Below are 24,431 nucleotides of genomic sequence, written 5' to 3'. Positions count from 1 at the left end.
GGTCAGTATGACGGTGGTCAGTCGCGGCGCGGCGTTCGCGCTGCTCGACGATTGCGGTGCAACGGCGGCGCTTCCGTCGAGCCGCTTGTACACGGGTTTCGTGCGCGAGCGGGTCTGCACGGAGGCGGCGCAGCTCGAAGCCGTGTGCGACAGCGTCGCGGCGGATACCCGGAGCGGTTTGCACGCCGTTGTGCTCGCCGATTATGAATTTGGCCGCGCGCTGATGGGTTTCGATGCGCGCCGGTCTTCTGAAACGCAGCGCGGCAATGCCACGCTGCGTTTTTTATTGTTCGAACGTTGTGCGAAGCTTTCGCGCGACGAGGTCGACACGTGGCTGACGGCGCGGGACAACGGCGCTTTCGAGCCGTCGGTCGCGGGCACCGCGAACGTGCGCGAGAGCGTCGATCGCGCCGAGTTCGACGCGGCGATCGACGCGATTCACGCCGCCCTGCGCGCGGGCGATTCCTATCAGGTCAACTACACGTACCGCCTCGGCTTCGACGTGTTCGGCTCGCCGCTCGCGTTCTATCGGCGGTTGCGCGCGCGCCAGCCCGTGTCGTTCGGCGCGCTGATCGCGTTGCCGGACGATGCGTGGGTGCTGTCGTGTTCGCCCGAACTATTCGTCGAAAAGCACGGCCCGACGTTGCGCGCGCGGCCGATGAAGGGCACGGCGCCGCGCTCGCAAGATCCTGCCGTCGACCGGGGTAACGCCGAGTTCCTCGCGACCGATCCGAAGAACCGCGCCGAGAACGTCATGATCGTCGATCTGTTGCGCAACGATCTGTCGCGAGTCGCGCGGATCGGCTCGGTCAGCGTGCCGGCGTTGTTTTCGGTCGAGCCATATGCGTCGGTGTGGCAGATGACGTCGACTGTCGAGGCGACGTTGCTCGACGGCACCTCGTTCGCGACGATCCTGCGCGCGCTGTTTCCCTGCGGCTCGATTACCGGTGCGCCGAAGCATCGCACGATGCAGTTGATCGACGAACTGGAAAGCACGCCGCGCGGGCTCTATACCGGCGCGATCGGCTGGCTCGATGCGCCGGGCGATGATCACGATTGCGGCGACTTTTGCATGTCGGTCGCGATTCGCACGTTGACGTTGACTGCGTCGACCGCGCAAGCCGGCGGCACGGATGGTCTGCGCGGCAGCATGGGCATCGGCGCGGGCATCGTGCTCGACAGCGTGGCCGCCGACGAGCACGAGGAGTGTCGATTGAAAGCACGTTTTCTGATGGGCGCCGAGCCGGGTTTCGAACTGTTCGAAACGATGTACGCGACGCGGGAAGACGGCGTGCGGCACGTCGAGCGGCATCTGCGGCGCTTGTCGTCGAGCGCCGCGACGCTTGGCTTCGGGTTCGACGAAGCGCGCATTCGTGGGGAGATTTCAGCGCGGTGCGCCACGCTCCCGGCGCAGATGCCGCATCGAATGCGGCTTGCTTTGAGCAAGAGCGGGGTGACCCAGATCTCGGCCGCGATACTTGCGCCGTTGGCGGATGCGATCGTTGGTGTTCTGCTCGGCCCCGAAGCGCAGTTCGCGCCGACCCACGCCGCCGATCCGCTGCTGCGCCACAAGACCACGCGCCGGGCAGACTACGACCGCGGCTGGCGCGAAGCCGAAGCGAAGGGCGCCTTCGATACGCTGTTTTTCAACGAACGGGGCGAACTGACCGAAGGCGGCAGGTCGAACGTGTTCGTGAAGCTCGCGGGACAATGGTGGACGCCGCCGCTCGCGTCAGGCGTGCTGCCGGGTGTAATGCGAAGCGTGTTGCTCGACGAGGCCTCGGGCTTGCGGGCAGGTGAAAAAGTGCTGACGCGGTCGGATGTGCTGAACGCCGAAGCGCTGCTCGTGTGCAACGCGTTGCGCGGCGCGGTGCCGGCACGGCTTGTTGGTTAGACCACTGAAAAATACGGGAATGCCGCGCGCTCGCGCGGCAATGAAGCATCAGAACGTGTGCTCGGCGCCGGGAAACGTGCCGTCCTTTACCGCCCGCACATACGCCTCGACGGCCGCCTGAATATTCGGCTGTCCCTGCATGAAATCCTTCACGAAGCGCGGTCGCTTGCCAGGAAAAATCCCGAGCATGTCGTGCAGCACCAGCACCTGACCCGAGCAGCCGAGGCCCGCGCCGATACCAATCGTCGGAATGCGCAGCTGCTGCGTGACTTCGCCCGCGAGTTGCGACGGGATCGCTTCCATCACGATCAATTGCGCGCCGGCTTCCTGCACGGCGAGCGAATCGCGCAGCAGCTGGCTCGCGCCCGCTTCGGTCCTGGCCTGCACCTTGAAGCCGCCGAACGCATGCACCGACTGCGGCGTAAGACCCACATGCGCGCACACCGGAATCGAGCGCTCGACCAGAAACCGCACCGTGTCGGCGAGCCATTCGCCGCCTTCGAGCTTGACCATCTGCGCGCCCGCGCGCATCAGTTCGACCGAGCTCCTGAATGCGTCTTCGCGCGTGCCGTAGGTGCCGAACGGCAGGTCCGCGACGATCAGCGCCGACGGCCGCGCGCGCGCGACGCTCGCCGTGTGATACGCGATGTCGGCAAGCGACACCGGCAGCGTGGTCGCCTGGCCTTGCAGGACGTTGCCGAGCGAGTCGCCGATCAGCAGCACGTCGACGCCCGCGCGATCGAGCAGCGCGGCGAAGCTCGCGTCGTAGCAGGTGAGCATGGCGATCTTTTCGCCAGCGTCGCGCATTGCCTGCAGTTTCGGCACGGTGATCGCGCTCCGGCTCGCTTCCTGCAAATAAGTCATGGTCAATCCAGTGAAGAAAATGAACTAGCCGCGCCGCTTACAGCGACGTGGCTTTGACAAAGAATTCCTTGCGGCCGCGCATCGTCTCGATGCGTTCGGCGAGCAGCGCAAGGTCCGCGTCGGAGTCGAGCGGATTCAGGTGTTCGGCGTTGACCGTCAGCACGGGCGTGCGGTCGTAGTGGTAGAAGAATTCGTTGTACGCGTCGCACAGCGCGCGCAGATAGGCATCGGAAATCTGCAGCTCCATCGGCACCGCGCGCTTCTGGATGCGCGCGAACAGCACCTCTGGGCTCGCCTGCAGATAAACGACGAAGTCCGGCTCCGGCGCGCTGACGTCGAGCCGCACGGCAAGCGCGCGGTACAACTGCCACTCGTCTTCCTGCAAGGTCAGACGCGCGAAGATGTCGTTTCGCTGCGTGATGAAGTCGGCGATCAGTGGCGTGCCGCTCGCCTGTGCGGCGCTGACTTCCTGCGCCTGCTGCGCGCGTTGCAGCGCGAAGTGCAACTGCACCGGTAGCGCGTAGCGCGTGGTGTCGCGATAGAAGCGTTCAAGAAACGGATTGTCTTGCGAGCGTTCGAACAGTTCGTGCATCGACCAGCGTTGCGCGAGGCGCCGCGCGAGTGAGGTTTTGCCGACGCCGATCGGCCCTTCGATCGCGATATAGCCGAACGGCGGGCGCAGCTGCGGCGCGGTGACCGTGAGCGGCGGCGAACTCATTCGCAACGGCCTTTCTCGGCGGAATTGCCGGTCAGCGCGTTGAGCATCGGGCACTGGCAGGGCGACTTTACTTTCTCGATGCGCTGATCGCTCACGCTGTCGAGCAACGCGGCGGCCCGGCCATGCAGCGGAATGACGATCGCCGCGTCGATCTCGACGAGCGGCACCAGCGCAAACGCGCGCTCGACGAGGCGTGGGTGCGGCACGATCAGATCGGCTTCGTCGATCGATTGATCGCCATACAGCAGGATGTCGAGATCGAGCGTGCGCGGCGCATTGCGGAACGGCCGCTCACGGCCGAACTGATGCTCGATCTTGTGGCACAGCGCGAGCAGATGCCGCACGGGGAGCGTCGTTTCCAGCTTCACGACGCAGTTGAAATAGTCGTCGCCGCCCGCGTCGATCGGGGCAGTACGATACAGGCTCGATTTGGCGAGCACGGTGATGGTGTGCTGTTGTGCGAGGCACACCACCGCGTCTTTCAGGGTCTGGCGCGCGTCCCCGAGATTCGCGCCGAGGCCGAGATAAGCAACCGTCATGGCATAACTTCCTGCAGCTATCGTTGTGACGGCTTTTCCGCGAACGCCGCGTCAGTCTTCGTGCGAGCCTTCGAGGCCCGCGTCGTTGTCCGTGCGTTCGGCGGACGAGCCGCCCTCCACTCCGTCACCTGATTTGCGGCTTCTGGCGCCACCGCGCCGCCGTCGTTTTCTTGGGCTCCGGTCCTTCCCGCCTTGCGTGAGCAATGTCTCGCGCGCGGCGACGTCTCCTTCGATGAACTCCGTCCACCACGCACCGACCGACTCGTCGAGTTCGCCCGATGCGCAGCGCAACAGGAGGAAATCATACCCCGCTCTAAATCTTTGGTGTTCGAGCAGCTTCAGCGCGCTGCGCCCCGAGCGTTTTTCGAGGCGCAGCTGCAGGCCCCAGATCTCGCGCATGTCGGCCGAGAAGCGCTTGTGGATCGCGAGCTTTTCGGTCTGCATGTCGAGCACTTCGTCCATCGCGCGATGCAACGCGGGCACCGGATACTCGCCTTCGGCCTCGAACTTCTGCCAGCGCTGCTGCACGTCGTGCCACAACAGCGTCGCGAACAGGAAGCCCGGCGACACCGGCTTGCCGGCGAGCACGCGTGCATCTGTGTTAGAGAGTGCCAGAGAAATGAATTTTTCGCCGGTCGGCTGCTCGAGCACGACGTCGAGCAGCGGCAACAGCCCGTGATGCAGGCCTTCCTGACGCAGCCACTTCAGGCACGCGAGCGCGTGACCCGACAGCATCAGCTTCAGCATTTCGTCGAACAGACGCGCGGCGGGCACGTTGTTGATCAGATCGGCCATCTTCTCGATCGGCGCGCGCGTGGCGTCGTCGATGTCGAAGTCGAGCTTGGCGGCGAAGCGCACGACGCGCAGCATGCGCACCGGATCCTCGCGATAGCGCGTGGCCGGGTCGCCGATCATGCGCAACAGGCGCGCGCGCATGTCGGCCATGCCGTTGTGGTAGTCCAGCACGGTTTGCGTGGCCGGATCGTAGTACATCGCGTTGATTGTGAAGTCGCGGCGCGTGGCGTCCTCGTGCTGCTCGCCCCACACGTTGTCGCGCAGCACGCGGCCGCTCGCATCGACCGCGTGGGTGCGGCGGTCGAGCTCGTCGCGCTTCAGACGCTTCGGCGGCGGCGCGTCGGCCGCGGGCGGATCGACCAGCGCGCGGAACGTCGAGGTCTCGATGATTTCCTGGCCGAACTGCACGTGCACGATCTGGAAGCGCCGGCCGATGATGCGCGCGCGGCGGAACAGCTTCTGCACCTGTTCGGGGGTCGCGTCGGTCGCGACGTCGAAGTCTTTCGGCTTGACGCCGAGCAGCAGGTCGCGCACCGCGCCGCCGACGATGAACGCACGGAAGCCCGCCTGTTGCAGGCCCTCGGTCACGCGGATCGCATTGCGCGAGATCAGCGTGGGGTCGATGCCGTGCACGTCGTGCGGAATGATGACGGGTACGTCCGGCTCGCGCGGCGCTTGCGCGGCAGCAGCGGCACCTGCGGACTTGCGGCGCGGCCGCGCGGCCGTGCCGGAAGCGGTCGTGCCGGATACGGACTTGCCGCGCGCCGGCGGCTTGCCATTGGCATTGCCGTCGACGCTGGCGGCGGCGGAGAGCGTGTCGTCAGCGGTCGCCGTGTCCTGGCCGAATAGCTTGCGGATGAGTTTCTTGATCACGAGGGTTGGAAGAGTTCGAGGATGCGCCAGCCTTTGGCCTGCGCATGGGCGCGCAACGTGTCGTCCGGATTGGTCGCGATGGGATCGGTGACTTTTTCGAGCAGCGGGATGTCGTTGTGCGAATCGCTATAGAAATAGCTGTGCTCGAAGTCGCTCCAGCTCTTGCCGAGCGACGCGAGCCACATTTCGGTGCGCACGATCTTGCCTTCCTTGTAGCTCGGCGTGCCGGTGGGGCGACCGGTGTAGGCGCCGTGCGGCTCCCCGCCGACGGTCTCGGCCTCGCACGCGATCAGCGTGTCGACGCCGAACGCCTGCGCGATCGGCCGCGTGATGAACTCGTTGGTCGCGGTGACGACGCAGCACAGGTCGCCCGCTTCACGATGCTGTTTCACGAGTTCGAGCGCCACCGGCTGGATGGCCGGCGAGATGACCTCGTGCATGTACTGCGCGTGAAAGTCAGCGAGCTGCGCGCGTGTGTACTTCGCGAGCGGCGTCAGCATGGCGATCAGATAAGCGTGAATGTCGAGCTTGCCGGCCTTGTAGTCGGCGTAAAAGCGATCGTTTTCACGGGCGAAATTTTCGGCGTCGACCATGCCTTTTTTCACCATGAAGCGGCCCCATTCGTGGTCGCTGTCGGTGGGAATGAGCGTGTGGTCGAGATCGAAGAGTGCAAGGTTAGCCATGGGCGCCTATTTTACTTGAAGCGGGAAGAGCGGCGTGTGAACCCGGCGCGGCGGCGGGGTCGGGCGACGCGAGCATCGTTCGCAACAGCGGCAGCGTGACCGCGCGTTTCTGTTCGAGCGAGAAGCGGTCGAGCGCGTCGAGCAGCGCCATCAGGCTCGGCATGTCGCGGCGAAAGTGCGTGAGCAGGTAGGCCGGTACGTCGTCGGCGAGCATGATGCCGCGCTCGCGCGCCGCGCGTTTCAACACCGCGGCCTTCGCGTCGTCGGGCAACGGCGCAAGGTGAAACACCAGTCCCCAGCCGAGGCGCGTGCGCAAATCTTCGCGCACCGTCATGCCGATCGGCGCCGCGTTGCCCGCGGCGACAAGCGCGCTGGTCGGATGCGCGCGCACTTCGTTGAACAGGTTGAACACGGCGATCTGCTGCGCGGCCGACAGCGCGTCGCAGTCGTCGATCGCATAGAGCGCGACGCGCGGATCGAAGCCGAAGGCGGCGAGGCTGCTTTGCGGCCCGGCGAAGCGCGCATGCCCCGGCGGCGCTTCGTGCACGAGCGCCTGCAGCAGGTGCGTGCGGCCGCTGCCGGCTTCGCCCCAGATGTAGAAGGTGCGATCGGCGACCGGTCCGGAGGCGAGCGCGTCGTCGAGCTCACGCAGGCGCGTGACCAGCTCGGCGTTCGCGCCGGCGAAGAAATTGTCGAATGTCGATGGCGGCGGGGTGCCGAGATCGAGCGTCAGTTGACGAAGCACAGTAGGTTAATGCCGAAAATGAGGCTCAGGCCGCAAGTGGCCCGGACCTCGGGGCCTGGAAGGTTGCCAGGCGCTCAGTTGTCGTGAAGCGTGCTCGCCGGGTCGTGAGGCCGCGCGTCGCGAAGCACGGCTGGCGCAATTGCGCGGGTCGGCGGCGCCGGAATCGGGGTGTCGTGTAGCAATGTCGTTTCCAGGATATCGTCGGAACGCGTGAATTCCAGCCAGGCGACCAGCATCGGGTAAAATCGCATTTTACCGACCTTCGAGCTTTTCCCCATGAATCAACCGAAATCCGCCGAGCATTCAACCGATTCGGCCCAAGGTTTGTCGTATCGCGACGCCGGCGTGGACATCGATGCGGGTGACGCCCTCGTCGACGCCATCAAGCCCTTTGCCAAGAAGACCCTGCGCGACGGCGTGCTGGGCGGCATCGGTGGATTCGGCGCGTTGTTCGAAGTGCCGAAGAAGTACAAGGAACCGGTGCTCGTGTCCGGCACCGACGGCGTCGGCACCAAGCTGCGTCTCGCGTTCCAGCTGAACAAGCACGACACGGTCGGCCAGGATCTGGTCGCGATGAGCGTCAACGACATCCTCGTGCAGGGCGCCGAGCCGCTGTTCTTCCTCGACTATTTCGCCTGCGGCAAGCTCGACGTCGGCACGGCGGCGACCGTCGTGAAGGGCATTGCGCACGGCTGCGAGCTGTCGGGTTGCGCGTTGATCGGCGGCGAAACCGCGGAAATGCCGGGCATGTACCCGGACGGCGAATACGACCTGGCTGGTTTCGCGGTCGGCGCGGTGGAAAAGAGCAAGATCATCGACGGCAGCAAGATCGCGTCGGGCGACGTGGTGCTCGGGCTCGCGTCGAGCGGCATCCATTCGAACGGTTTTTCGCTGGTGCGCAAGATCATCGAGCGTGCGAATCCCGATCTGAACGCGGACTTCGACGGCCGCACGCTCGCCGACGCGCTGATGGCGCCGACGCGCATCTACGTGAAGCCGCTGCTCGCGCTGATGCAGCAGATCGAGGTCAAGGGTATGGCGCACATCACGGGCGGCGGCCTGGTCGAGAACATTCCGCGCGTGCTGCGCGAAGGCCTGACGGCCGAGCTCGACCATCGCGCATGGCCGCTGCCGCCGCTGTTCTCGTGGCTGCAGAAGCACGGCGGCGTCGCCGATGCGGAAATGCACCGCGTGTTCAACTGCGGTATCGGTATGGCGGTGATCGTGTCGGCCGCGGATGCCGAAGCGGCGATCGGTCTGCTGTCCGCGGCGGGCGAGCAGGTCTGGAAGATCGGCACGGTCCGTGAAAGCGCAGCGGGTGAAGCGCAGACGGTCGTGGTCTAAAGATTGACGAGGGCTCGCGTGGCGTGCCGCAATGGTGCGCCACGCGGGCTTCGAATCCTTTGCTTCACATTTCCCGCTTCAAATTCCCGCTTAACGTCCCTCCGATTCCACCACGCTGATCGGCGCCTCAAACCAGCGTTTCGATCAACTCCACCACCCGCGCCGTCGCGTGCGGATCGCAGCAATCCACCACCTGTCTTTCCGGCATGCTGCGCAGCCACGTGAGTTGCCGCTTGCAGAGTTGCCGCGTCGCGAAGACGCTCTTGTCGCGCATGGTCCGATAGTCGACCGCGCCATCGAGGTATTCCCACACCTGCCGATACCCGACGCAGCGCATCGACGGCATCTCGGGCAGCAGGTCGCCGCGCGCGCGCAGCTTCACCACTTCATCGACGAAACCGTGCGCGAGCATCGAATCGAAGCGCTGCTCGATGCGCGCGTGCAGCTCGCCACGCTCGGACGGCTCCAGCGCGACCGGCACGAAGCGTGCCGATGCGGCGTCGTCGGTGCGCGCGGGCGCGGCGAGCAGCGTCGACATCGGCTGGCCGGTCAGCATGAACACTTCCAGCGCGCGCTGGATGCGCTGCGAATCGTTCGGCGCGAGACGCGCGGCCGTGACCGGATCGAGCGCGGCGAGCCGCGCGTGAAGCGCTGGCCAGCCGTCGCGGGCGGCGTCGGCGTCGAGCCTCGCGCGTACTTCGGCATCGGCGGCGGGCAGGTCGTTGAGGCCCTGCGTGAGCGCCTTGTAGTAAAGCATCGTGCCGCCGACCAGCAGCGGCAGCCGCCCGCGCGCATGGATTTCTCCGACGAGCCGCAGCGTATCGGCGCGAAACTGCGCGGCCGAGTACGAGTCGGCCGGATCGACGATATCGATCAGATGATGCGGCGCGACCGCGCGTTCTTCCGCGGTCGGCTTCGCGGTGCCGATGTCCATCTCGCGATAGACGAGCGCCGAGTCGACGCTGATGATTTCGACCGGCCGCCGCGCGGCGAGCGCGAGCGCGGCGGCGGTCTTGCCGGACGCGGTCGGACCGAGCAGGCACGGGATGGGGGTAGGGTGTGACGTCATGGGCAAGCGGGCGCGCGGCGCAACGGTGTGATCGAAACGCAGCGCCGTTACTGCCCGCGCATGAACAGCCGATCGAGATCGGCCAGCGTCAGCTGATACCAGGTTGGACGCCCGTGGTTGCACTGATCGGCGCGCTCGGTCGCTTCCATCTGGCGCAACAGCGCGTTCATTTCGTCGAGCGTCAGACGCCGGTTCGCGCGCACCGCGTGATGGCACGCGAGCGTGCCGAGCAGTTCGTGCTGACGCTCGGTCAGCACGCGCGAGCCGCCGAATGCATGCAGGTCGGACAGCACCGCTCGCGCCAGCGCTTGCAGGTCGGCGTCCTTCAGCAGCGCGGGGACCGCGCGGATCGCGAGCGTGGTCGGCGACAGCACCGCGAGGTCGAAGCCGAGCGCATCGAGCGTATCGCGCTCTTCCTCGACCGTGCCGATTTCGACCGGATCGGCCTGCATCGTCTGCGGGATCAGTAGCGGCTGCACGGCGATCGCGCGGTCGGCGAGCGCGCTCTTGAACTGCTCGTACAGGATGCGCTCGTGTGCCGCATGCATGTCGACGATTACGAGCCCTTGGCGGTTCTGCGCGAGCACGTAGATGCCGTGGATCTGGCCGAGCGCGAAGCCGAGCGGCTGGTCGTCGGTGGCGTCGAATGCGGGGGAAGCCGGGCGCGGCGCGAACGGCGCTGCGTCGTATGGCGACGTCGTGTCGGTTGCGGAGTCGCGCGCTTCGAACAGCGACGCGCCTTCGACCCGGCCGGCAAGCGGATCCTTGCGGCCGAACAGCGCGTCGTAACCGGCGAGCGGTTGCGCGACCGGCAGCGTGCCTTGCGTCATGCGTGCCTGGCGCATCCACGTGTTGCCAGGCTGCGAGGCGCCCGGGGCGCCGAAGCTGCTGAAGCCGCTGCCGCCGCCAAGGACGCCGCGGTTTCCCGCGCCGAAGCCCGCGCCGCTCGAAAGACCGGCGCCCACGCCAATGCCGTCGGCTACGCCGCTTGTGACACCCGGCGGCGTCGAACCAGATGAAGCCGGTCCACCGGCCGACGGTTCCAGGTGCGCCGCATGCCCGCCCGCCGTCGTTTCAGGCGACGCGCCCGCGTGCCGCGCGAGCGCACGCTGTACCGCATGGAACACGAACTGGTGGATCGAGCGCGAATCGCGGAAACGCACCTCGATTTTCGACGGATGTACGTTCACGTCGACGCCTTCGGGCGGCAAATCGAGGAACAGCACGTACGACGGATAACGCTCACCGTGCAGCACGTCTTCATACGCGGCGCGCACCGCGTGCGTGAGCAGCTTGTCACGCACGAAGCGGCCGTTGACGAAGAAATACTGTTGATCGGCGCGACCGCGGCTCGCGGTCGGCAGACCGGCGCAGCCGTAGATCGCAAGCGGACCGGCGGATTCGCCGAGCCGCAGATGCGCGGTCGCGAACGTCTCGCCGAGAATCTTCGCAACCCGCGCGGGCGGCTCGCTCGCGTTCCAGTGCTCGACGGCCTTGCCGTTGTGCAGCACCGAGATCGCGACGTCCGGCCGCGCGAGCGCGGCGCGGCGGATCTGTTCAAGACAGTGGCCGAGTTCGGTCTGTTCGCTTTTCAGGAATTTGCGGCGTGCCGGGGTGTTGAAGTACAGCTCGCGGACTTCGATCGTCGTGCCTTGGGTGCCGGCGGCGGGACTCAGCACGCCGGTTTCCGCGTCGATGCGCACCGCGTGCGGCACATCTGCGGTGCGGCTCGTGATGCTCATCTGCGCGACCGACGCGATCGACGCCAGCGCTTCGCCGCGGAACCCGAGCGTCGCGACCGCTTCGAGCTCGGCAAGCGAGCGGATCTTGCTGGTCGCATGGCGCGTCAAGGCGAGCACGAGTTCGTTCTCGGGGATGCCGCAGCCGTCGTCGGTGATCGAGATGCGTTTGACGCCGCCTTCGTCGAGCAGGATGCGCAGCGTCTGCGCGCCCGCGTCGAGCGCATTCTCGAGCAGCTCCTTGACTACCGACGCCGGCCGCTCGACTACTTCGCCTGCGGCGATCTGGCTGATCAATTGATCGGGGAGCGGCTGGATGGCGCGCAACGGACGCGGCACGGGCGCCGCGCGGGAGGCGTCGGAAGGTGCGGCCGCGGTGCCCGCAGGCGTTTCGGAGAATTCGGACATGGCGAAATTATAGCGACTCGGCGCACGCCGCCCGCGCAGACGCCCAACCGGCAGATTTTCATTCGACCCGAGGCACTTTCGGTATCATGTCGCGGTCAATTCGCAGCGGTCGGCCCGCCGCTCGCTGCGCCTGTTGCAGGGTCGCGCGGCGGCCGTTTTCCCTCTACGCATACACTGGTTTAAAAGGACGTTCCTTGGATACGCTGCTACATTTCGCCAATCTTGTCCTGCACATCGACAAGTTTCTCGGAGACTTCATTCAGGTGTACGGTGCCTGGGTCTACGCGGTGCTGTTCGCGATCGTGTTCGCTGAAACGGGGCTCGTGGTGCTGCCGTTTCTGCCGGGCGATTCGCTGCTGTTCATCGGCGGCGCGTTCTGCGCGACCGGGCAGATGCATCTCGGACTGCTGATCCTGTTGCTGCTGGTGGCGGCGGTCTCGGGCAATACGACCAACTATCTGATCGGCCGCGCGATCGGACCGCGCGTGTTCAATACGCACATTCCGGTGCTCGAGCGCTTTCTCGATCGCGCCGCGCTGCAGAAGACGCACAACTTCTATGAGAAACACGGCGGCAAGACGATCGTGCTCGCGCGTTTCATCCCTGTCGTGCGGACGTTTGCGCCATTCGTCGCGGGCGCGTCGTCGATGACGTGGAGCCGCTTCCAGATGTTCAACGTCGTCGGCGCGCTGTTGTGGGTGCTGCTGCTGACACTGCTCGGCTATTTCTTCGGCAACATCCCGTTCATCCGTCAGTATCTGAACGTGATCGTGCTGGTCGGTATCGGCGCGGCGATCGTACCGATCGTGCTCGGCGCGCTGTGGAAGATGCTGCGCAAGAATGGCGCGAACGCGAGTACGCGTTGATGACGAGTTGTTTGCGGTATTTCGGGCCTTGAAAACACGAAAGGCGTCGCGAATCTCGCGACGCCTTTTTTCATGCCGCCATGCCGACGCCCCGTGTCGGGTGCGCGCGGAGGTTCGATCAGATCAAATCGCGCGTGATCGCGCGCGGTGCGAGTGGCGTTTCCGGCGTCGGATAGCCGGCTTCCTTGAAGGTCTGAACGATCGCGCGATTGGTGTCGAAGTAGACCTGCCAGTAGTTCTGGTTGGACGAGTAAGGGCGCACGCACAGCAGCGGTCCTTCTGGCGTGAAGCTCAAGACCTCGATATCGGGCGCGGGGTTTTCGGCCACGTTCGGAATCTTCGCGACGGCGGCTTTCAAACGCGCGATCGCATCGGTCGGATCGACGCCATTGGCGATCTTCGCGGTCAGCTCGACGCGCCGGAACGGCAGCACGCTGTAGTTCGAGATCGTGTCGGAGAAGATCTTGTTGTTGCCGATGATGGTCGTCACGTTGTCCGGCGTCACGATCGTGGTGCCGAACAGGCCCAACTCCGTGACGGTGCCGGTGACGCCCGCGGCCATGACGAAATCGCCGACCTTGAACGGCCGCAGCACCTGCATGAACACGCCGGCCGCGAAATGCGCGAGCAGGCCGCCCCACGCAGTACCGATCGCGAGGCCGAGGCCGGCGAGCAACGCGGCGAACGACGTCGTCTGCACACCGAAGATTTCCAGGATCGCGAGGACGAGCAGCAGGTTCAGCAACCCGGCGAGAATCGACGCGAGGTAGTGGGCGAGTGTCGGGTCGACCCGGCCGTTGCGTGCGAGCAGCTTGCGCGACAGGTTGGAGATCAGCCCGATGATCCAGCGGCCGACGAGCCACAGCACGATTGCGCCGATGACCTTGGTGCCGATGTCGATGCCACGGGTCATGACGAATGCACGTACGGTTTCGATATCCAAGATGTTTCCTCGTTATAGGTTGCCATCAACGGATTGAACGACGGTGGTGCCATGACCCACAACGCGCGGTCTTCGGGAGTTATAGCCGACGGCGCCCGCATGCGCAAGGACCGTTCCTGCCCTGCTCGCGGCGGCAATACAGAGATGAAACATGGCGGGGCGTCCGTGAAAAGCCGGTCGGGGCGTGCCGGGCTCACATGCGCAGCCGCGATTCGGAGTACGGTGACGTCTGGATGACAACCGCGTTGTCCGGGTCGCTTTTCACGGCGCGCCGGCGCCTCGACATCCGATGCCACGAGAACGCGATCCCGATCGCGAGCGCATACGCGCCAGCACGTTGAAGAAACGACGTCGGCAGGGCGAATTGTCCATAGCGGTTCTGCGCGTCGGCGAACACGACAAACGTCAACAAGCCGTCGAGCACGCATGCGGCCAGCGCGAGCACGATGAAAATCGCAGGGCCGCTCAGCGCGGCACCCGACCCGAACCGGTTATACAGTCGACAGGCCATCGATACGATGGCGAACAAGGCGAGGTTCGACAGCAGATCGAACAGAAAGGTGGTCATTATCGGTTCAATGAAAAAGCAATGCGCCGTGGGGTTGCCGGAACGTATGCTATCGCAAGGTTCAGACATGCTCCGTTGATTCGGCGGCGATCATTGCATATCTTTTCATCTCGATAAATAACCAGAAAAAGCGAAAGTCGTATCGCTCTCTCTTTCGTTTGTTTTTTTATGCAATCGGAATGTGAAAAGTCCTTCGCAAATTTATAGTACTGCGACGGTTTCCGTGCGCTGCGCCTCAGAAGCGATAAGAAATGCCGACCTGCAACGTCGGATACCATCGATAAGGCGAGACCTTATCGCGCAGTTGCTGCAATCCGGTGTTGATGATCTGCTGACTCATCTCCGGTCCCGCGGCCTGCGACAGCGCCGGCGACAGTGTGTACGAGGTCTTCGGAATGCCGTAGGCGACACCGAGATCCACCACGAGCCCCCAGCCTTTGGCTCCCGGGTGCAGGCCATAGCCGATGCCAAGGTAGGGCATCGCGGTCGGGTATCGGGCGGTCGCCGTCGCGTACTCGCCAGGAAAGGCCGGCGAGGCTTTGCCCTCGAATACGTACATGCCGTTGGTCGGAACCGAGTTGCCGCTGACTTCGTTGTCGGTCAGACGCAGGCCTGCTGTCGCGCGAAAGCCGGTGCCGGCCCACGGAAAGAAATCGCCGTAGAGACCGCCCTGACGCAGCCGTATGCCGTCTTCGTAGCGATTGCCGCCAACCTCGAAGTTGTGCGACAAATTGATCGCGTTGAAGTCCGCGTGCACGCCGAACCACGACGTGACGCTCCACGCCGCGCCAACCCCGATGCCCAGCGTGCCGCCTTGCAGATAGACCTCCTGCGCATGCGACGTTTCGATCAGACATGGCAAAGCCACTACCCAGATTACCTTTCCAGCTTTCATGGGTACCCCTGAGCGGCGGGCAGCCCGATCGTTGCGGGACGCGCTCGCCGTTTTGTCGTCTCTTCTTTGTTGCTCTGTTTGTCGCGAACGCTCGAAGGCGTCGTGAAGCGATCATGCGAGCAGAGGGCGTAGACGGTCTGTGAGGTGGCGAACCATACGGTCAATGAATGGGGTTGGAGTGCGCGACGATGTCGCCGCGTCGCCATTCAGTTCGAGCGACGGCAGATGTCAATCGCGGGGCCTTGGCGAGGAGCGCCGCCTCGCTTTGGGTGGGGCCGGTCGGTAAGGAAGCTTAGGGAACTGCGCATCGCCGATGACGCTTGCCCACGCCTTCATCCAGCAGGTGGCGAGTGTCTTTTCAGCTTCTGACTCAGCGCGCATAAGGCGGCTCGTGGCAAGACGCAAACGAGCCAACGCATATTCCTTGCGTGTGGATTCCCGACGCAAAAGCGAATGATTCTTCTGCATGGCCGGCCGCCGACAAATCAGCGAGAAGCGTGGCAAATTAAATCGGGCCGCATTGCATCGTACCCGACGAACGACCGTGCGGCGCAAGCGACGGACGGCTGTCGAGTAAGGATTCGCTGGGGCGTCGCGTCGCAACACCTGCCACTGTGGTGAAAACGCCAAATCAACCTTGTTTAATTTTGACAAGTCGCGCCGTGCGTTTATCCGTGCGAGGATGAAATCGTCAATGTTCCTGACATGAAGATCCAGTTACGGGGGCTCCATGAGTAGCATTCCGCTTATCTGGGCAGCGGTGCCGCACAACAGCGACGGTGTTGTCTTTCAGATCCGGCTTGGCCGCGGACTTCAGCGTTTTCACGTGTCGCGGCGCGTGCTCGAGGATGTGTTCGAGCTCCAACGAAAAGCGTCCGACGCGCGCCAACTCGAATTCTTCTATGTGAACGAGCAGCGCATCCTCGCGCGCGCTAGCGCGAAGCGTGCGACGGCCTGCTCGGCCACCGTTTCACTACGGGCCGCCGATTTCGGCGTGTCGAACGACAGCGAGCGCTGGGCGATGCCGAGCGGCGTCGCGCACGGCCTCATCTAGGCGAACCGATGTTTGACGCGCCGCCGCGATCAACGGGCGGCCGTGCGTCGATGCCGCGCGTCAGCGTGCCTTGAGCTGCGCCTCGAGCACTTCGAACGTACCGGGGATGACCGTCGCGCGCGGATGAGAATTGGCAGCCGTGGCCGGGTCGGCCGCGCCGAACTTCGACGATACCAGATAGATCCGGTGCTGCTGTTCATCGAGCGCCATCGTTTTCGCGCCTTCCAGCGTTGGCATGTTCTGCGCGACCGTGTAATGGTCCGCATCGTCTTCATGCACGATCGTCAGCGTGCCGTCCGCGCCGTTCGAACTGAACGCGAGCTTCAAGGCCGGATCGAAAGCCGCCGCGTCGGGGTGACCCCCTATCAGCACCTCGGCCACGCGACGGCCCGACGTCGCATCGACGATCATCATGCGGTGATTGGCGCAAACCGAAAACAGGCGCTCGCTCGCCGGATCGATCGCGAGTCCGGTCGGCGACTCGCACCGTGCGAGTGGCCAATGCGCCAGCACCGTCGCGGACCGACCGTCCATCTCGACGATCCCGGCGCGATCTTCCACATTGACGAACACGTGCCCGTGGCTGTCCGCCGCGAGCGCCTCCGGCTTGCCGCCCACGCTCATCGTGGCGACCACCTTGCGCGTCGCGACGTCGATTGCGCTGACGCTGCCGTCGTGGCCATTGCTCACGAAGATGCGCCGCAAGGCCGGCACGTAGAGGATGCCGTCCGGGTCGGGGCCCGCGGCCTTGATGCTGTCGACGACCTTGAGTGTGTCGAGATCGACGACGCTCACCGTATTGGCGCGGCCGTTGGTGACGAAGCCGAGCTTGAGGTCCTCCACGAACGCGAAGCCGTGCACGCCGTCGGTGTTGGCGATCTCGCCGACCGGTTTGCCGGTGCGCGTATCGATCACCTGCACGTGCGTGTCGCGGCTGATGAAGAGGTGCTGGCGAACAGCGTCGTACGCCACGTAATCCCAACGCTCTCCGCCTTCGAGGCCATAGCGTTTCGCGATTTCGAATTGATCGGCGTTGGGGCCCGTCGCCGCATGGACGTTCGACGGCGCGAGCAGGGAAGCGACGCCGCCGGCGATCAAGGCGGACAGGATATTTTTCAGTTTCACGTTGAGTAGATTCTTATTGGTACTGCGGATGGATTGGGAAGAGGGACGCCATTCCGGTGGGCGGATGACGTCCCTCGTGCGGTTGGGCGTTAGCGGATCATCATTCGTGGTCGTCGAGTTTGAAGTCGACCCACAATTGCTCCGAGAGCGTTTTGCCCACGAATGCGGACTCGGGTTTCGGATAAGCGGCGTCGCGCACGGCTGCGAGCGCTGCGCGGTCCAGCAGTCCGATACCGCTCGACACCACGACGCTGAGGTCGGACACGACGCCGTCGCGATACCGGAACGCGACGCGTGTGCGGCCCGTCATGCCAGCCATGCGGGCCGACTCGGGATAGCGCAGCGCGGCCTGAATCGCCGCGCGCAGCGCACCCTCGAAGCTTGGCGTAGGCGCGGCTGCAACCGGCGCCGCAGCGGGTGCGGGCGGTTGCCCCGCGGGCTCGGCTGGCGGTTGCGGCGCGGGCGCGAATGGCGGCTCGGTCGGTGTCGCCGCGGGCTGCACCGGCACCGGAGTCGGCACGCGCTTCGGCACCGCGGCCGTCACGGGCTTCGCGGGCGTGTGCGCAGCATGGCGCACGGGTACGACCGGCCGCGCGGGAGGCGGCACGGGCTTCGCAGGCGGCTGCGGCGGTTGCGGCGCGGGAGCCGGTGCCGCCAGCGTCAGCAGTGTTGGGGGCGCTTCATGCGACACGGAAGCCACCCGGGTCGTATGCGTGAGCAGCGCAATCGTCGCGCCGAGCACCAGCGCTTCCGCGACGAGCGCGATGGCGGCGGCCGGCAATAGGCGCGTTCGTTCCTGCACGATCCCGCAGGCGGGTACGGTTGCCATATCAGTTCGCCACGGGCTGCGCGGCGAGCGCGATTTGCGATACACCCGCGGCGCGGCACGCGTCCATCACCGAGACGAGGTGCTGGATCTGCGCCTGCTTCGAGCCGGCAATCGTCACGACCGTATGCGCGACGTCCGTGCGGGCGGCGAGCAGGGTGGTCAATTGCGCAAGGCTCAGCGTTCGGCCGTCGACCGACAGACTGCCGTCGGTCGCGAGCGTTACCGTGACCTGCGGCGGCGGCAGCGCTTGCGCCGTGGCGCTCGACGGCAGCTGCGAGCGCAGCCCCGCGTTCGGGATCATGTGCAGCGTGATCATGATGAAGAACACCAGTAGAAAGAACATGATGTCGATCATCGGGATGATCTCGATGCGCGCCTTTCGCGCCTCGAAATACTTCATCGTCAGACTCCCTGCGAGGCGAATTTGCCGACCACCGGGCGCGGCACTTCATGCACCGGCTTGAGCGACTCATGCGCTCTGGCCGCAAGCCGGTTCACGAGCACCGCCTTCACGGTTTCGAGCTGATGGACGACGCCTCTTACGCGGTTGTGCAGACCGTTGAAGAACACGAGGCCGATCATCGCGACGAACAGACCCGACGCCGTCGCGATGAGTGCCTCGGCCACGCCGCCCGTAACCTGGGTCGGTGCGTTGCCCGGATTCGACAGCACCTGGAACGCGTTGAACATACCGACGATCGTGCCGAACAGACCGAGCAACGGCGCGAGCGTGACGATCGTGTCGAGCACCCACAGGAAGCGGTCGATGTTCGGTGCTTCGCGCATGATCGCTTCGTCGAGACACGCATCGAGCTCATCGCGCGACGTCTGACCGGCAAGCCGGCCGGCGACCTTCAGCAGGCTCGCCATCGGCAGCGCCTGAAACTGTTCGGCGCATGCCGTCAGCGAGGCGGCGTTCAGTTGTTCGAGGCGGTCGACCTGGTCGAGCACCGCGCGGCTGCCGCTCGATGCGCGCTGCAGGAACCACGAGCGCTCGATGATGATCGTCAGGGCAACGAACAGCATGGCGGCAATCACATACAACACGCCACCGGAATTGTTCGCGAGGTGCAGCAGGTTATCGACAGTCATGAAAGAAGCTCCGTTCAGAAATCGGTGGACAGCGTCGCGACGAACGCGCGGCCCGGGATGGTCCAGTAAAGCGGTGTGTTGTCCGCGGCGGTGTAGCCGGCCAGCGCATTGATGCTGGTGCGGTTGAAAAGGTTGTCGATCTGGAAGCCGAGGCGCGTGTCATGCGTCCACGGTGCGAGTCGGGCAAACGTGTACGAACTGGCGAAGTTGGTGATCGCATAGCCGCCGATCGGCTGGGTGTTGCCGGTATCGCCATACTGATGGCCGACGAACTTCATCAGCAACGAACCGTTGAGCGGCCCGCGTTCGTAGAGCACGCCGACGGCGGCCGTCGATTGCGGCGCGTTGGGCATCCACGTATTGGTGCTCTTCTGTTTTGCCGAATTGAAGGTCAGATTGCCGTACAGGCTGAAGCCGTCGCCGACCGACAAGGTCGCTTCGGTTTCGACGCCCTTGTAGGTCGCACCACCCGCATTCGAGAAGATCACGTTGTTGCCGACCGTGCGGCTCGTCACCGCGTTGCGGAAGTTGATGTAGTACAGATCGGCGGCGACGGTCAGACGCCCCGTTTTGTACGTCGTGCCGATCTGGTAGTTGTCGGTCTGTTCCGGATCGGGTTGTCCCGAAACGGTCGGATCGTTGACATAGAACACATTCAGGTTCGGTGCGAGAAAGCCCTGCGCGTACTGCGCATACGCGCTCCATTGCGGGGTGATCTGCTGGTGCAGCGTCAACGACGGCAGTACCTTGTCCCACGTGTGGCTGAAATCGAGCGGCTCACCGGTCTTCTGGTTCATCGGCGTATCGATGCTGCGGTTGAACGACACGTACTTGAGTCCCGGCGTAATCGTCAAACCGTTCTGCAGTTGCCAGGCGTATTGCAGATACGGCTGAAACGTCAGCATCGTGTCGTTCATCGTGAAGTTCTGCGAGATGAACGCGAAGTTCAGCGACGAATCGACATTGAAGTTGTCGCGGAAGTTGGACTGGTGCGCGATCCACATGCCGGTCTGCAGCTTGCCGGGACCGAGCTGCCGCTCGAGCGCGAGGACGTCGCCAAACGCGCGGTAGTTGTTGTTCATTTCCTGGCCCGGCACGTTGTTCGGGCCGAAGATCGTGCCGTTTGGCGTTTCACCGTTCGGGTCGAGTCCGTTGAAGCCGTTGTGGTAGTAACCGTACGTATAGAGCTTGTTGTCGATCACCCACTCGGCGACCTTCGTTTTCACGCCGATGTATTCGAAGTCCGTGTTGATCCTGTCGAAGTTGTAGCCGGCATAGGCCTGACTCGTCGGGTCGGCGCCAAGACCGAAGTTGGGACCGAACTGCTGGATCTGCGCGGCCGTCGCGCCGAGCGGCACGTTCTGGTGGATGTTGTTGTAAGTCGCGAACAGCGTGAGCAGCGTGTTGTCGCCGATCGGCTTGTCGAGCTTGAAGTAGACGTTCTGACGGCGCTGGTCCGCGTTGGTCAGATAACCGTCGCTGCTGCTCTGCGCATAGCCGACCATTGCGCGCGCATCGCCCCATTGCTGCAGATAGCCGGTATTGAACTCGGCGCCGGCCTGCCATGTGTCGAAGCTGCCGTACGAGCCGAGCACCGAGAATGCCGGCGATGCCGACGGAACCCTCGACTGCAGGCTGATCGTTCCGCCGAAGGTGGCGAAGCCGATCTGCGAAGCGTCGCCGGGACCGCGGTCGACGACGATATTGCCGAGCACCCGGTTCGAGAAAAACGACGTCGAATGATGGGTGAAGTCGTTGGTATCGCCAAACGGGATGCCGTCGAATGTCACGTTGTACTGACCGTCCTGAAGGCCGCGAATGGACAGGCTCTGCGATTCCATCAGGCCGGAGCCGTTCGGAGCAACATTCGACACGCTCGGCGCGATCTGCACGATCTCGCTGTAGTTCGCGGTCGGAGCGGTACTGTTTTCGATGTAGTGCCGGCTGATCACCGACTGCGGTTGGGTTGCGGTGAGCGAGCCTTGCGAAGGCGCCTGTGCCGGTGCCGACTGCACGTTGGTGCTGGTTGCCGTGCCGCTGTTCGATGATGAGACGGCCGTGCTTTGCACGGAGCCGAGATCGCCCGAGGTCTGGGCATGCGAGATCTGCGCGCCGGCCGCGCACAGTGTGGCAAGAACGAATTGCGTCAGCGGCTTCTTTCTAAGGGGAAAACTAACCCGTTGCATGGTGCAGCATCCTTTCGCGAGTGGGGCGATGAACTGGGAGTCGAACGAGGCGGGATGCTATCAACCGTCCGTTAATGCGAAGTGATCGGTATCTTACGAATCTAAAGTTGCTATTACGGATGCCCCACAACAGCGCGATCCGCACTGACGCTACGCGACGCGCTCAGGTTTGTAAGTTTGTGGACACCGCGCATTCATACGGCGAGTTACGCCGCACCGTCCGCGGAGGCGAGCTATCTCGACGCCCGTCAAATTCCGCTTGGCGTGCTGCTCGCGCCACCAAGTCCGTGTTCCGTTTCGCGGATGTGCTCGGACCGGACTTCAACGAAGCTGGTCTGCCGAAAACCGCTGCGCTGTTCGAAGCCGTCGATCACGATGCCGAGCGGGTCGCAAAAGGCGGCAAGCATTTCTTTAGCCGCGCGCGGCCCTTCATCGCGAGCCGCGACGTGCAACCGATCGTGCCGAAGCGGCCCGGCGACGACTACCACTCGTACCCGAGCGGTCATGCGACCTTCGGCTATCTGTGCGCGATCCTGCTCGCGCAGATGATCCCCGAGAAGCGCGATGCGCTATTCGCGCGTGGGCGCGAATTCGGCATGAACCGCGTCGTCGACGGCGTCCACTATCCGAGCGATGTCGAAGCGGGTCGCATCGACGGAACGCTCGTCGCGGCGGCGCTGATGGCCAATCCGGATTTTCAGCGCGACTTTGCCGATGCGAAGGCGCAAGTGCGAGCGGCACTGAAGCTCGACTAGTTGCACGTGTGAACGGTTTTCGGCTCCGCGCGGGACGCGTCATGAAGCAGCAACATGGCCATGTCATACTCCGCGCCCGCATAGGCGGCCCCCGCTATTGACGTCGCCGTTCATGCGGCGACGCACGACCACAGGAAACGACGTCCTCTTGGAAAGCAGAGCAGCGATCAACTACCCCGCGGGGCGCCGACCCCGCATTCTCGTCGTCGAAGATGACGAGCGCGTGAGGCTCGAAGTCTCCACCGCGCTCGAGGACTACGAATTCGCCGTGGAAAGCGTGCCGAGCGGCCATGCCGGCCTGCTGCGCGCGCTCAACGGCGATTTCGACGCCGTCGTGCTCGACCGGATGCTGCCCGACGTGGATGGCTTGTCGATTCTGTCCACGTTGCGCAACGTCGGCAAAGAGACGCCGGTGCTGATATTGAGCGCGCTGTCAGCGGTCGACGAACGCGTGCGCGGCCTGCGCACCGGCGGCGACGATTACCTGACCAAACCGTTCGACAGTCTGGAATTGACCGCGCGCCTCAATGCGCTGCTGCGCCGCCGCTCTTCCTCGGAGCAGCCGCTCATGCTGAGCGTCGGCGATCTCGTGCTCGATATTGGCACGCGCCAGGTCAGCCGGGCGGGCGAGTCGATCGAGTTGAAGCCCCGCGAGTACCAGTTGCTCAAATACCTGATGCTGCATACGGAGCAGCCTGTGACGCGCGCGATGCTGTTCGAGTCGGTCTGGAATTACCGCTTCAATGCGCAGACCAACGTGATCGACATGCATATCGGTCACCTGCGCCGCAAGATCAGTCTGAACGGACGGTTTTCGCTGATGATCCACACGGTTCGAAATGTCGGCTATGTCCTCCGTGCCGGCGAATAGGCGCTGGCTGCGCCTGCCGGCGAACAACGTCACATGGCTGCTGATGGTGTTCATCAGTTGCGCGGTCGTGCTGTTCGCGATGCTCTACTGGATGATGCACACGTATCTGCTGCACGAGGTCGATGAACGGCTGCGCGGAGAAGTGGCCGAGTTCAGCTCGATCGGCCGCGCCGAGGCGATCGCCAATATCGCGGCGCTGAGCCGGCGCGACATCGCGAGCAGCCGGCCCTATGGCGTGTTCGACGAAGAAGGCCGCTGGCTCGCCGGCAATATCCACGCGTTGCCGGCCGAGCGCGAGCGCCGGCCGTTCTACTACACGCAAGCAATGGACGACGGGCCGCCGTCGCTGGCCAGTCATTTTCGCGGCATCATCGTGCCGACGCGTAGCGGTCTGCGGGTGGTCGTCGGTCACTCGATCGACGAGATCATTCATTTCGACCATACGCTCGTGAAGATCCTGTGCCTCGGGCTCATGCTGACGATTCTGCTTGCCGTCGGCTGCGGCGCCGCGCTTCACGCGATGTCGAACCGGCGTATCCGCTCGATGAGTCTGACGGCGCGCGAGATCATGGCGGGCCAGTTGAGTCGGCGTCTGTCGAATCGCGGCACGCATCACGATCTCGACCGTCTGGCGGAAATCGTCAACCTGATGCTCGATGAAATCGAGCGGCTGGTGGCCGAAGTGCGCGGCGTGTGCGCGGGCATCGCGCACGATCTGCGCACGCCGATGACGCATCTGCGCGCGGGCCTCGAGCGCGCGCGGCGCCGCTCGCATACCGTCGACGACTACACGAGCGCCGTCGACACCGCGATCGCGCAATCGGACGTCGTGCTGAACCGTTTCACCGCGCTATTGAGGATCGCGGAGGTCAAAGCGGATGTCAGACGCGCGAGCTTCTGCGACGTGTCGCTGGACACCATCCTGCGCGACGTCGCGGAGTTGTACGAGCCGGTCGCGGAGAACCGTCGTTTGTCGGTCGCGGTGCTGGCGTCCGAACCAGTTTTCGCGCGCGGCGACGTGGATCTGCTGTTCGGCGCTATCGAGAATCTGCTCGATAACGCGCTGAAGTTCACGCCCGGTGGCGGCGCGGTGACGCTGCAAGCAACGCTTGAAGCGGGAAGGCCCGTCGTGCAGGTTGCGGATACTGGACCCGGTATCGAGGCAGGTGAGCGCGATGCTGTCCTGCGTCCGTTCTATCGCAGCAGAAACGGGCAGGAGGCGGCGACTTCGGGGCATGGCGTCGGCTTGAGTCTCGTGGCCGCGATCGCGCGGGTGCACGAGGCCGTCGTGGAGATTCACGACAACACGCCAGGCTGCAGGATCGTGTTGCGGTTCAATGCGGGACTGCCGGCGCGTTGAGGCGAGACGGCGATTGCTCGCGACGGATTTTACGTTGGAGCGTGCAAGAAAAAACGACCTGCCGGATGGCAGGTCGTTTCTTTTGGTGCGCCAGGCATGGCGCGTAGCGCCGTGACTGGCGCTGTCCGACCCGCTGTGGTGGCGAGCCGGATGACTTGGGGGTGAAAGTCCTCTGCACACCCGGCAAGGGGAAGTGCTAGCTGAACGGCAAGGGTG

The 24,431-nt window shown here is 64.5% G+C and carries 24 protein-coding genes; 7 read left to right on the top strand and 17 right to left on the bottom strand.

What is annotated here, in order from left to right; genetic code table 11:
• Window positions 1-7: 7 nt before the first annotated feature.
• Window positions 8-1,894 carry an aminodeoxychorismate synthase component I gene (pabB, locus tag HWY30_RS20140; RefSeq protein WP_090803120.1) on the top strand — a complete coding sequence of 629 codons (1,887 nt, stop codon included), beginning with the start codon at window positions 8-10 and terminating at the stop codon, window positions 1,892-1,894.
• Between the two features lie 48 nt (window positions 1,895-1,942).
• On the opposite strand, the gene panB is transcribed toward pabB, so the two are convergent.
• The 7 genes from panB to HWY30_RS20105 form a co-directional block, all read right to left on the bottom strand.
• A complete protein-coding gene (panB, locus tag HWY30_RS20135) occupies window positions 1,943-2,758 on the bottom strand; it encodes a 3-methyl-2-oxobutanoate hydroxymethyltransferase (protein ID WP_090803121.1) in 816 nt (271 codons plus the stop codon).
• A 37-nt stretch (window positions 2,759-2,795) separates the two neighbouring features.
• Window positions 2,796-3,476, bottom strand: a complete 681-nt coding sequence (locus HWY30_RS20130; protein ID WP_090803123.1) for a deoxynucleoside kinase — start codon at window positions 3,474-3,476, stop codon at window positions 2,796-2,798.
• The gene (gene folK / locus HWY30_RS20125; protein ID WP_090803125.1) at window positions 3,473-4,015 is read right to left on the bottom strand and encodes a 2-amino-4-hydroxy-6-hydroxymethyldihydropteridine diphosphokinase; all 543 of its coding nucleotides are present in this window, start codon (window positions 4,013-4,015) and stop codon (window positions 3,473-3,475) included. The genes HWY30_RS20130 and folK overlap by 4 nt, the downstream gene beginning before the upstream one ends.
• Window positions 4,016-4,066: 51 nt before the next feature.
• A complete protein-coding gene (gene pcnB / locus HWY30_RS20120; RefSeq protein WP_090803126.1) occupies window positions 4,067-5,683 on the bottom strand; it encodes a polynucleotide adenylyltransferase PcnB in 1,617 nt (538 codons plus the stop codon).
• Window positions 5,680-6,366 (bottom strand): histidinol-phosphatase, encoded by a 687-nt coding sequence (locus tag HWY30_RS20115; protein WP_090803128.1) that lies wholly within the window; start codon window positions 6,364-6,366, stop codon window positions 5,680-5,682. Before HWY30_RS20115 ends, pcnB begins: the two co-directional genes overlap by 4 nt.
• Window positions 6,359-7,111 carry a DnaA regulatory inactivator Hda gene (hda, locus tag HWY30_RS20110; RefSeq protein ID WP_090803130.1) on the bottom strand — a complete coding sequence of 251 codons (753 nt, stop codon included), beginning with the start codon at window positions 7,109-7,111 and terminating at the stop codon, window positions 6,359-6,361. The genes HWY30_RS20115 and hda overlap by 8 nt, the downstream gene beginning before the upstream one ends.
• A 74-nt stretch (window positions 7,112-7,185) precedes the next feature.
• The gene (locus HWY30_RS20105; RefSeq protein ID WP_143037138.1) at window positions 7,186-7,389 is read right to left on the bottom strand and encodes a hypothetical protein; all 204 of its coding nucleotides are present in this window, start codon (window positions 7,387-7,389) and stop codon (window positions 7,186-7,188) included.
• Between HWY30_RS20105 and purM the strand changes: the two genes are divergently transcribed.
• Window positions 7,388-8,455 carry a phosphoribosylformylglycinamidine cyclo-ligase gene (gene purM, locus HWY30_RS20100; RefSeq protein WP_090803131.1) on the top strand — a complete coding sequence of 356 codons (1,068 nt, stop codon included), beginning with the start codon at window positions 7,388-7,390 and terminating at the stop codon, window positions 8,453-8,455. The two genes, HWY30_RS20105 and purM, sit on opposite strands and share 2 nt — an antisense overlap.
• Before the next feature lie 127 nt (window positions 8,456-8,582).
• Here the strand turns inward: purM and miaA are convergent, their stop codons facing one another.
• Entirely contained in the window at window positions 8,583-9,524 is a 942-nt protein-coding gene (miaA, locus tag HWY30_RS20095) for a tRNA (adenosine(37)-N6)-dimethylallyltransferase MiaA (protein WP_090803133.1), read from the bottom strand.
• Window positions 9,525-9,571: 47 nt separating this feature from the next.
• On the bottom strand, window positions 9,572-11,671 hold the full coding sequence (gene mutL, locus HWY30_RS20090; RefSeq protein ID WP_090803134.1) for a DNA mismatch repair endonuclease MutL: 2,100 nt from the start codon (window positions 11,669-11,671) through the stop codon (window positions 9,572-9,574).
• Window positions 11,672-11,865: 194 nt separating this feature from the next.
• Here mutL and HWY30_RS20085 point away from each other — a divergent pair, with 194 nt between their 5' ends.
• Entirely contained in the window at window positions 11,866-12,537 is a 672-nt protein-coding gene (locus HWY30_RS20085) for a VTT domain-containing protein (RefSeq protein WP_176078921.1), read from the top strand.
• Between the two features lie 118 nt (window positions 12,538-12,655).
• Here HWY30_RS20085 and HWY30_RS20080 read toward each other — a convergent pair whose 3' ends face one another.
• The 3 genes from HWY30_RS20080 to HWY30_RS20070 form a co-directional block, all read right to left on the bottom strand.
• Window positions 12,656-13,480, bottom strand: a complete 825-nt coding sequence (locus HWY30_RS20080) for a mechanosensitive ion channel family protein (RefSeq protein ID WP_090803136.1) — start codon at window positions 13,478-13,480, stop codon at window positions 12,656-12,658.
• A 193-nt stretch (window positions 13,481-13,673) separates the two neighbouring features.
• The gene (locus HWY30_RS20075) at window positions 13,674-14,048 is read right to left on the bottom strand and encodes a hypothetical protein (protein ID WP_090803137.1); all 375 of its coding nucleotides are present in this window, start codon (window positions 14,046-14,048) and stop codon (window positions 13,674-13,676) included.
• A gap of 235 nt (window positions 14,049-14,283) precedes the next feature.
• Entirely contained in the window at window positions 14,284-14,943 is a 660-nt protein-coding gene (locus HWY30_RS20070; protein WP_090803139.1) for a hypothetical protein, read from the bottom strand.
• A gap of 730 nt (window positions 14,944-15,673) precedes the next feature.
• Between HWY30_RS20070 and HWY30_RS20065 the strand changes: the two genes are divergently transcribed.
• Window positions 15,674-15,997 carry a hypothetical protein gene (locus tag HWY30_RS20065; RefSeq protein WP_090803141.1) on the top strand — a complete coding sequence of 108 codons (324 nt, stop codon included), beginning with the start codon at window positions 15,674-15,676 and terminating at the stop codon, window positions 15,995-15,997.
• Between the two features lie 60 nt (window positions 15,998-16,057).
• Here the strand turns inward: HWY30_RS20065 and HWY30_RS20060 are convergent, their stop codons facing one another.
• The 5 genes from HWY30_RS20060 to HWY30_RS20040 all read right to left on the bottom strand — a co-directional run bounded on the left by HWY30_RS20060 (window position 16,058) and on the right by HWY30_RS20040 (window position 21,229).
• A complete protein-coding gene (locus tag HWY30_RS20060; protein WP_167368621.1) occupies window positions 16,058-17,122 on the bottom strand; it encodes a YncE family protein in 1,065 nt (354 codons plus the stop codon).
• A 100-nt stretch (window positions 17,123-17,222) separates the two neighbouring features.
• The gene (locus HWY30_RS20055) at window positions 17,223-17,951 is read right to left on the bottom strand and encodes a TonB family protein (RefSeq protein WP_090803144.1); all 729 of its coding nucleotides are present in this window, start codon (window positions 17,949-17,951) and stop codon (window positions 17,223-17,225) included.
• A 1-nt stretch (window position 17,952) separates the two neighbouring features.
• Window positions 17,953-18,351, bottom strand: coding sequence for an ExbD/TolR family protein (locus tag HWY30_RS20050; RefSeq protein WP_090803146.1), 399 nt, complete (start codon window positions 18,349-18,351; stop codon window positions 17,953-17,955).
• Window positions 18,352-18,353: 2 nt separating this feature from the next.
• Complete coding sequence (locus HWY30_RS20045) at window positions 18,354-19,043, bottom strand: MotA/TolQ/ExbB proton channel family protein (protein ID WP_090803148.1); 690 nt, start codon at window positions 19,041-19,043, stop codon at window positions 18,354-18,356.
• 14 nt (window positions 19,044-19,057) lie between these two features.
• Window positions 19,058-21,229 carry a TonB-dependent receptor gene (locus tag HWY30_RS20040; RefSeq protein ID WP_090803149.1) on the bottom strand — a complete coding sequence of 724 codons (2,172 nt, stop codon included), beginning with the start codon at window positions 21,227-21,229 and terminating at the stop codon, window positions 19,058-19,060.
• Window positions 21,230-21,516: 287 nt separating this feature from the next.
• Between HWY30_RS20040 and HWY30_RS20035 the strand changes: the two genes are divergently transcribed.
• The 3 genes from HWY30_RS20035 to HWY30_RS20025 all read left to right on the top strand — a co-directional run bounded on the left by HWY30_RS20035 (window position 21,517) and on the right by HWY30_RS20025 (window position 24,215).
• Entirely contained in the window at window positions 21,517-21,984 is a 468-nt protein-coding gene (locus tag HWY30_RS20035; protein WP_167368622.1) for an acid phosphatase, read from the top strand.
• A 148-nt stretch (window positions 21,985-22,132) separates the two neighbouring features.
• Window positions 22,133-22,855, top strand: a complete 723-nt coding sequence (locus tag HWY30_RS20030; RefSeq protein ID WP_090803152.1) for a response regulator transcription factor — start codon at window positions 22,133-22,135, stop codon at window positions 22,853-22,855.
• Window positions 22,833-24,215 carry a sensor histidine kinase gene (locus tag HWY30_RS20025; protein ID WP_167368623.1) on the top strand — a complete coding sequence of 461 codons (1,383 nt, stop codon included), beginning with the start codon at window positions 22,833-22,835 and terminating at the stop codon, window positions 24,213-24,215. Before HWY30_RS20030 ends, HWY30_RS20025 begins: the two co-directional genes overlap by 23 nt.
• Window positions 24,216-24,431 lie beyond the last annotated feature (216 nt).

Source organism: Paraburkholderia tuberum STM678 (assembly GCF_902833905.1).
Classification (GTDB): domain Bacteria; phylum Pseudomonadota; class Gammaproteobacteria; order Burkholderiales; family Burkholderiaceae; genus Paraburkholderia; species Paraburkholderia tuberum.
Note: the sequence above shows the minus strand (reverse complement) of the source record. Positions and strands in the feature narration are given on the sequence as shown.